The following is a 9,475-nucleotide window of genomic DNA, read 5'->3' on the forward strand; positions in this document are numbered from 1 at the left end:
GCGGCAGACGCGCAGTGCGTGGTGTCTGTTCTGCGTGAAGTTGCCTGAAACCTGCATGAACCCGGCTATGTGCCGGGTCCTCCGGACCGCCGCCGCGAGCCCCCTTGCGCATGGCCGGTCCGGTGAGGGCATGCTACCCACCGCCTGTGCCCGCCGGGGGCGGGACGGCCAACCACGGCGACCGGGGGCCTCGCGGAGGCCCGTGCCGAGGTGTGGCGCAAAAACCTTCTTGCGAGTTGGCGGCGGCAACCGTCGGGATGTGCCGACACCAGGGCTGATCTTGCGCAACACTGTGCCCAGGCAAACTGCCGGCGACGCTCGCCCCCGCCGGAATCGGACCGCGGGGGACGCCGGCAGACGGCCTGGTCGGCGTCCCTTGGGGAGAGGGGCCGATCGGGTCCTAGGGGTAGGGGTCGCCATCATGCAATCCGCGGCAGTACGCCGTCTCGATTTCCGCAAATTGACGCCGCGGTGGCGGGGGCGCCCCGTGGCACCCGTCTATCTGCTGCTCTTTGCGCTGCTCGCCGCCATGGCCATCGTGCTGCCCACCGCCGGGCGCGCCTCGGCCGGGCCGTGCGATGCACCGATCGTCAACGCGATCGTCTGCGAGAACAGCAAGACCGGTACCGCGCGCACCACGTGGGACATCACGGGCTCGGGCAGCAGCACCATCCAGGGCTTCACCACCGACATCAGCTACAACGTCGGCGAGACGGTGCGCTTCAAGATCAAGACACCGGCCACGGGCTACCGGCTCGACATCTACCGGCTCGGTTGGTACGGCGGCAACGGGGCCCGCAAGATCACCACCGTGAACCCGACGGCGCCGCTGCCGCAGAACCAGCCCAACTGCAACGCGGACAACGCCAACACCGGCCTGATCGACTGCTCGAACTGGGCCGAGTCGGCCTCGTGGCCCATCCCCGCAGGCCAGGTGTCCGGCTACTACATCGCCAAGTTGGTGCGCACCGACGGCACCACCGGCGCCAGCCACATCGCCTTCATCGTCCGCGACGACGCGTCGACCTCGAAGATGCTCATGCAGGCCTCCGACTCCACGTGGCAGGCCTACAACGAGTACGGCGGCAACAGCCTCTACGAGGGCCAGCCGGCCGGCCGCGCCTACAAGGTCAGCTACAACCGGCCGTTCACGACACGTGGCGACAACCCCGAGGACTGGCTGTTCAACGCCGAGTACCCGATGCTGCGCTTCCTGGAGCGCAACGGCTACGACGTCACCTACACCACCAACGTCGACAGCGCCCGGCGCGGCAACCTCATCAAGAACCACAAGGTCTTCCTGTCCGTCGGCCACGACGAGTACTGGTCCGCCGAGCAGCGCACCAACGTCGAGGCCGCCCGCGACGCCGGCGTCCACCTCGCCTTCTTCTCCGGCAACGAGGTCTACTGGAAGACCCGTTGGGAGAACGGCGGCATGAACGGCGAAGGCGCGGCCTACCGCACCGTCGTCAGCTACAAGGAGACGCACGACAACGCGAAGACCGACCCGGCCGGCCCCAACATGTGGACCGGCACCTGGCGCGACCCGCGCTTCTCGCCGCCCGCCGACGGCGGCAAGCCGGAGAACGCGCTGACCGGCCAGCAGTTCAAGGCCAACTGCTGCACCACCGAGCTCAAGGTCAACAGCGCCGACGGCAAGATGCGGTTCTGGCGCAACACCCGTGCCGCGACGCTCGCCACGGGCACCGAGACCCAGCTCGGCAACGGCCTCCTCGGCTACGAGTGGGACGTCGACACCGAGAACAGCGTGCGGCCCGCCAACATGATCCGGCTGTCGGCCACCACGCAGTCCGGCCAGATGCTGACCGACTACGGGTCGTCGTACGCCAACGGCACCGCGACCCACCACCTGACCCTGTACCGGGCCGCCAGCGGCGCCCTGGTCTTCGGGGCCGGCACCATCCAGTGGTCGTACGGCGTGGACAACACCCGCAACGTCGGCACCGCCGGCGTCGACACCGCGGTCCAGCAGGCCACCCTCAACCTGTTCGCCGACATGGGCGTCACGCCCGGCACCTTGATGGCCGGCATGACCGCCCCGGTCGCCAGCACCGATGTCACCCCGCCGACCTCGTCCATCAGCGCCCCGGCGCCGGGCCAGAACATCGCGGTCAACGAGCCGTTCACCATCACCGGCACCGCGGCCGACACCGGCGCCCCGAACAGCAAGGTCGGCGGCGTCGAGGTGTCGGTCGACAACGGCGCCACCTGGAAGCCGGCCAGCACCGGGCGCGAGGCGTGGACGTTCTCGTTCACCCCGACCACCACCGGCCAGATCACCATCAAGTCCCGCGCCACCGACGACAGCGTGCGCAGCGAGACGCCCGGCGCCGGAGTCACCGTCACGGTCGGCAGCGGCGGACCGCCGCCCACCGTGAACTGCCCGTGCACCATCTGGCCGGAAGGCACCGTGCCCAGCCAGGGCCCGGACCCGGAGGCCGTGGCCGTCGAACTCGGCGTCAAGTTCAAGGCGGACCGGGACGGCTTCATCACCGGCGTGCGCTACTACAAGTACGCCGAGAACACCGGCACCCACGTCGGCCACCTGTGGAGCAGCAACGGCACCCAACTCGCCGAGGCCACCTTCACCGGTGAGACCGCCAGCGGCTGGCAGCAGGTGAACTTCGCCAACCCGGTCGCGGTCACCGCGAACACCACGTACATCGCCTCCTACCTGGCCCCCAACGGCAGGTACGCGGCCGACGAGCAGTACTTCGCGGCCGGCTTCGCCCGCGCCCCGCTCACCGCGTTTGCCTCCGGTGCCTCCGGCGGCAACGGCGTCTACCGCAGCGGCGGCGGGTTCCCGAACCAGACCTGGAACGCCGCGAACTTCTGGGTCGACGTCGTGTTCAACACCAACGGCACCCCGCCGCCGGCCGGCCCCGCCGTCACCGGCAAAACCCCCGCCGACGGCGCCGCCGCGGTGGCCGTGGGCACCAACCTGACCGCGACGTTCGACAAGGACGTGCAGGCCGCGACCATCGCGTGGCAGCTCAAGAAGCCGGACAACTCCACGGTCAGCGGCACCGCTTCGTACAACAGCGGCACCAAGACCGCGACGTTCGACCCGGGCACCGACCTGGCCGCCGGAACCGTCTACACCGCCACGCTCAGCGGCGCCAAGGACACCAACGGCACCACCATGAACCCGGTGACCTGGTCGTTCACCACGGCCGGCAGCACCCCGCCGCCCACCTGCACCAACGCCGCGCCCTGCACGATCTGGCCGGCAAGTGCGGTACCGGGCACCCCGGCCGACCCGGAGTCGATCCCGATCGAGGTCGGCGTCAAGTTCAGGACCGACGTCAACGGGTCGATCACCGGCGTGCGCTTCTACAAGGGAGCCGGCAACAGCGGCACCCACGTCGCGCACCTGTGGACCGCCGACGGCACCCTGCTCGCCACCAAGACCTTCACCGGCGAGACGGCCACCGGATGGCAGCAGGTCCTCTTCGACACCCCGGTCGCGGTGACCGCGGGCACCACATACGTCGCCTCCTACTACGCACCGGTCGGACGCTACGGCTTCGACCAGGACGGGCTGCTCCAACAGGCCGGCACCGGCCCGGTCAAGGCGCTCGCCAACGGTCCGTCCGGCGGCAACGGAGTCTTCAAGGCCGTATCCGGCGGGGGCTTCCCCACCGACTCCTGGAGCGCCAGCAACTACTGGGTGGACGTGACGTTCACGACGAGCTGACGCTCGGCCCACCGCACGTCCACAAGGCGGGGCGCCACTACGGCGCCCCGCCGCTCCCGCACCTGAATTTCCACTGAGGAGTACCGACGATGGCTCGCCGCCACGCGCCGCCACATTCCAGAGGTTTGCGGGCTTTCGGCCCGTTCCGCAGCCGCAAGAAGAAGGCTGCCGTAATGTCCAGCGTCACCACCGCACTTGCGGCGGTCGCGGCGCTGGTCTTCACGCTGTTCTCCCCGCTGTCCGCGCAGGCCGCACCGTGCAACCCGTGCTCGCTCTTCGGATCCACGAGCCCCGGGATCGGCCCCGACAGCGAAGCCATCTCGGTCGAGCTCGGCGTGCGCTTCGTGCCGAAGACCAACGGCCGGGTCCTCGGCATCAGGTACTGGAAGGACGCGGCCAACACCGGCACCCACAAGGGCTACCTGTGGAACACCACCACGGGCACCGCCACCCAGGTCACCTTCCAGAACGAGACCGCCTCGGGCTGGCAGCAGGCCCTCTTCGCGGCGCCGGTCAACGTCACCGCGGGCACCACCTACATCGCGTCGTACCTCGCACCGAACGGCCGCTACACCGCGACCACCGGCTACTTCAACGTGGTGCACGACAGTGAGCAGCTGACCGCCCCGGCCAGCACCGGCCAGCAGGGCAACGGCGTCTACCAGGCGGGCGCCGGCGGCACGGTCATGCCGAACAACTCCTGGAACGCCAGCAACTACTGGGTCGACGCGGTCTTCGAGCCGGGCGTGGACTCCACCGCGCCCACCGTGACCGCCAAGTCCCCGGACGCGGGCGCCACCGGCGTGCAGGTCAACACCTCGATCACCGCCACCTTCAGTGAGGCGGTACAGGCCAACACCATCGTCTGGGAGCTGAAGAAGCCGGACAACTCCACGGTGGCCGGCACCGCTTCGTACGACCCGGGCACCCTGACGTCGACCTTCACCCCGTCCGCCAACCTCGCGGTGTCCACCCTGCACACCGCCACGGTCAGCGGCGCGAAGGACCTGGCGAACAACACCGTCACCCCGGTGACCTGGTCGTTCACCACCGCGGCGACGCCGCCGTCCACGACGAACTTCAGCATCTTCACCGGCAGCGAGCCGGTCGGCACCCCGGACAGCGACGACTCGCCCAACGAGCTCGGCGTCCGGTTCCAGCCGACCGCCAACGGCTTCATCAAGTCGATCAAGTTCTACAAGAGCGCAGCCAACATCGGCCCGTTCACGGTCAGCCTCTGGAACACCAACGGCACCCGCCTCGCCGGCACCGACAACGTCAACCTGACCGGCACCGGCTGGAAGACCGTCAACCTGCCCAACCCGGTCGCCGTCACCGCGGGCACCGCGTACGTCGCCTCGTACCACACGATGAGCGGCAACTACGCCTACAACAACGGGTACTTCGCCGGGAACTCGGCAGGCAACGCCAAGCTCGTCGCGCCCGCCAGCACCGCGCAGACGCCCAACGGCGTCTACAAGTACTCGGCGAACACCTCGTACCCCAACGAGACCTACCAGGCCAGCAACTACTGGGTCGACGTCGTCTTCGCCACCGACGGCACCGACAACATCGCACCCAGCATCACCGGCCAGACCCCGACGCCCAACGCCGACGGAGTCCCGGTCGCGATCCAGCCGAACGTGGCGTTCAGCGAGCCGGTCAAGCCCGCCAACTTGAGCTTCACCCTCAAGCAGGGCGCCTCGACCGTCGCCACCACGCTCGAACTGGACGATGCCGCACAGCCCACCCAGGCGCTGCTCAAGCCCAACGCGCCCCTGGCGTACAACACGCAGTACACCCTGACCCTGGGCAACTACCAGGACCTGGCCGGGAACGGCGCCACCGGCGCCACCTGGACGTTCACCACCGGCAGCCCGCCGCCACCGGCGCCGTGCTCGTCGCCGAACGCCGGGCCGATCCTGGTCGTGACCGCCAACGCCAACCCGTACGCCTGCTACTACAGCGAGATCCTGCGCGCCGAAGGCCTCAACTCCTTCACCACGCTGGACATCGGCGCGGTCAACGCGGTCGAGCTCAACAAGTACACGACCGTCATCCTGGGCGACCTCGACCCCAGCCCGGCGCTCGTCACCGCCCTGACCACCTGGGTCAACAACGGCGGCAACCTGATCGCGATGCGTCCGCGGGCCACGCTCGCCGGACTCACCGGCCTCACCGCCGGCTCCGGCGTGCTCAGCGAGCAGTACCTCAAGGTCGACGCGGCCACCGGTCCCGGCGCGGGCATCTACGCCGACCGGGCCATCCAGTACCACGGCAGCGCCGACCAGTGGACGCCCGCCGCGGGCACCACGGTCATCGCCGAGCTCTACCGCCGCAACCCCGGCATCGCCGAACCCGTGTCGGTCGGCAAGCCCGCGGTCACCCAGCGGACCGTCGGCGCCGGCACCGTCTCGGCGTTCACCTTCGACCTCGCGCGCTCCGTCGTCCAGACCCGGCAGGGCAACCCCGCGGTCGCCAACCAGGAGCACGACAGCCTCACCGGGCTGCGGTCGACCGACATGTTCGCCCGCGACTGGACCGACCTGAACCGGGTCGAGGTGCCGCAGGCCGACGAGCAGCAGCGCCTGCTCGCCAACATCATCGAGAAGGCCAACACCGAGAAGGCCCCCGTCCCGCGCTTCTGGTACTTCCAGGGCAAGGCCGGCGCGCCGACCCCCGACCTGCACCCGGCGGTCCTGGTCTCGACCGGCGACCACCACAACACCCCGCAGGCCGGCATCACCTACCGCGTCACCAAGTACACCGCCAACAGCGACCCGGCCTGCGCCAACGCCGGCACCGCCGCCCAGGCCGTGAAGGACTGGCGCTGCATGCGCGGCACCTTCTATATCTGGGACGCCAACGGCGAGGCCTCCGCGGCCACCATCCAGGGCTGGCGCGACCAGGGCTTCGAGGTCGCCCGGCACGTCTCCGACAACGGCGGCTGCGTGGGCATCGGCCCGGGCGCGAGCCCCTCGTTCGTCACCTCGAAGCTCACCACGGTCTACACCAACAGCCTGAACGACTTCGAGGGCAAGTACGGCTACACCCCGACCACCAGCCGCACGCACTGCATGATCTGGCCGGACTACAGCACCAACGCCTCGGTCGAGCAGACGTTCGGCATCCGGATGGACACGAACTACTACTACCTGCCGGACACCTGGTCGAACACGTACGGCTCGCCGCTCATGAAGAACGCGCCGGGCTACTACACCGGCTCGGGCCTGCCCATGCGGTTCACCAAGACCGACGGCACCATGATCGACGTCTACCAGGCCACCACGCAGCTGCACGACGAGTTCTGCCAGACGTACCCGACCCAGTTCGACACGATGGTCGACCGCGCCCAGGGCACCCAGGGCTTCTACGCGGCCATCACGCTCAACAACCACCTCGACAACGAGCAGGGCAACAGCACCGGGTCCTGCGCCCGCGTCGACCAGAACGTGATCCAGGACGCCGTCATCGCCGCGGCCAAGGCCAAGGGCGTCCCGATCATCACCGCCAAGCAGCTCCTCGAGTGGACCGACGGCCGCAACCAGTCGTCGATCACCGGACTCGCCCGCAACGGCAACAACGTGACCTTCACGGTCAACGCCGCCGCGGCCGCGTCCAACCTCATGACGATGCTGCCCACCGCCGGGGCCGGCGGTACCACGCTCACCGGGATCACCCGCGCGGGCACGCCGGTCGCCTTCTCCACGAAGACCATCAAGGGCATCGAGTACGCGGTCTTCAACGGAGTCTCCGGCGCCTACACCGCCACCTACGCGGCACCGCTCGCCGCCCCGATGGTCCAGACGCTCGCGGCCGCCCCGGCCCCGGACGGCACCGCCAAGGTGTCCTGGACCACCGACACCGCCGCGACCACCGAGCTCTCGCTCGGCCAGGACCCCGACGCCCTCGCGCCGGTCGCCAAGGTCGCGGAGAACAGCGCCGAGCACCAGGTCAAGGTCCCGGCCCTCAAGCCGGACACCACCTACTACTACCGCGTCACCTCGGTCGACGCGGGCGGGCGGCGCACCGTCAGCCCCGGCCCCGCGCAGAAGCCGGCCAGCTTCAAGACCCCCAAGGCGGACAAGAAGTCGCCCAAGCTGACCGACCAGAGCGTCGTGCCCTGGCCGGACGGGTCCGCGGTCGTCACCTGGAAGACCAACGAGCCGTCCACCACCAAGGTGGTCGTCGGGCAGGGCCTCAAGGACCTGCGCGTCGCGGTCGACGACACCGAGCTCGTCACGACCCACAAGGCCGTGATCACCGGGCTCGAACCGGGTCAGTCGTACATGTTCCGGCTCTTCTCTTCCGACGCGGCCGGCAACGAGTCCGTCTACTCCGGAAAGAAGGCCGACACCGCCCGGTTCGACATGCCGAAGAACGGCGTCGCCGAGCACACCGGCCCGAGCTTCGCGGGCGGCACCCGTACCGGGGGAGCCGTGGTCAACGAGACCGACGGCACCCTCACCCTCGGCAGCCAGGCGGAGCAGGACTTCGCCGACGGCACCGGCACGGGCCCCTGGGCCCAGGCCCCGGTCTCGCCCAAGGGCAAGACCACCGTCTCCGAGGGCGCCCTCACCCTGGACGGCAGCGCGGCCGGCTCCGGCCTCGCCCCGACCTCCGGCCGCAAGCTGGACTTCCAGGCGGTCTTCGACGGCCCGGCCACGCAGTCGGCCGGCTGGGGCGACCCGGCCACCGGCCCGGCCGCCGCCTTCGAATGGCGCGGCGACGCCCTGTACGCCGTCACCGTCGGAGCCGGGGGCAAGGACCGCACCGACAAGAAGATCGACGGCGACTGGAACGGCGCACCCCACTGGTACAACATCGAACGGGACGGGAAGACCTTCCGCTTCTGGATCGACGGCCAGAAGGTCGCCGAGGTCAAGACCCAGCTCCCGCCGATGGCCGCCAAGGCCCGCGACTCGCTGACCGACCGCATCCCGCTGCGCATCAAGCAGCTCCAGGACGGCGACAAGCTCGTCTCCGGGACGTACACGTCGCAGGTCCTGGACGCGGCCCAGATGGTCAGCTGGGTGCAGGCCACCTGGCAGGCCGACCTCCCGAGGGGCACCTCCCTCAAGGTCTCGGTCCGCACCGGCAGCAAGGCCGTGCCGGACGCCACCTGGACCGCCTGGCGCGACCTGGCCGGCTCGGGTGCCCCGCTCGGCGGCGGATCCCGCTACCTGCAGTACAAGGTGGAGCTGACCGGCACCGGCACCGCCTCTCCGACCCTGCTGGGCATCGCCTTCACCCACGACGGCAAGCCCGCCGCGGAGCCGGCCGAGGCCCCGCACGTGGGGGAGGTCCCGCCCGCCAAGAAGCAGTGACGGAAGGCCGCCGCGACGGCCGCTGAAAGCGTGTGCGGGACCGCCCTCCGGGGCGGTCCCGCACCGATTTGGAGCTGCGCCGCAACGCATGTACTGTTCTCCGAGTCCGACCGCGAGGGAGCTCTTCCCGAGGGGGTCGGAAGAGCAGAACAGCGGAAAGTGAAGCGGAAATCATCTGCTAAACTCGAAGCACCGGAGGAAAGGCCCGCAAGGGAAATTCCAAAGGAAAGCAGAAAGCGAAACAGACCGGAAACGGTGTGCTAAGCTGGAAGCGCAGAAAGAAAAGAAACAAAAACAGTAACACCGAAGAGCGCAACGCCCGGAGAGACCGGTGAAAGGGTCTCGAAGGAAGCGTCCGTTCCTTGAGAACTCAACAGCGTGCCAAAAGTCAACGCCAAATAATACCCCGGCGTTCACGAAGCCCTTCGGG

General features: G+C 69.4%; 2 protein-coding genes. Both read left to right on the forward strand.

Annotated elements, in window-relative coordinates; translation table 11 throughout:
- Positions 1-487: 487 nt before the first annotated feature.
- Entirely contained in the window at positions 488-3,718 is a 3,231-nt protein-coding gene (locus tag LZ495_RS21460; protein WP_235054196.1) for a DUF4082 domain-containing protein, read from the forward strand.
- Positions 3,719-3,891: 173 nt separating this feature from the next.
- Positions 3,892-9,045, forward strand: a complete 5,154-nt coding sequence (locus LZ495_RS21465) for a DUF4082 domain-containing protein (RefSeq protein WP_235054197.1) — start codon at positions 3,892-3,894, stop codon at positions 9,043-9,045.
- The last annotated feature ends 430 nt before the right edge of the window (positions 9,046-9,475 follow it).

This window comes from Yinghuangia soli, from assembly GCF_021502675.1.
GTDB classification, from domain to species: domain Bacteria; phylum Actinomycetota; class Actinomycetes; order Streptomycetales; family Streptomycetaceae; genus Yinghuangia; species Yinghuangia soli.

What these genes read in the sequence shown, in the direction of transcription:
- LZ495_RS21465 (WP_235054197.1), top strand. Translation starts at nt 3,892, where the DNA reads ATGTCCAGCGTCACCACCGCACTTGCGGCGGTCGCGGCGCTGGTCTTC.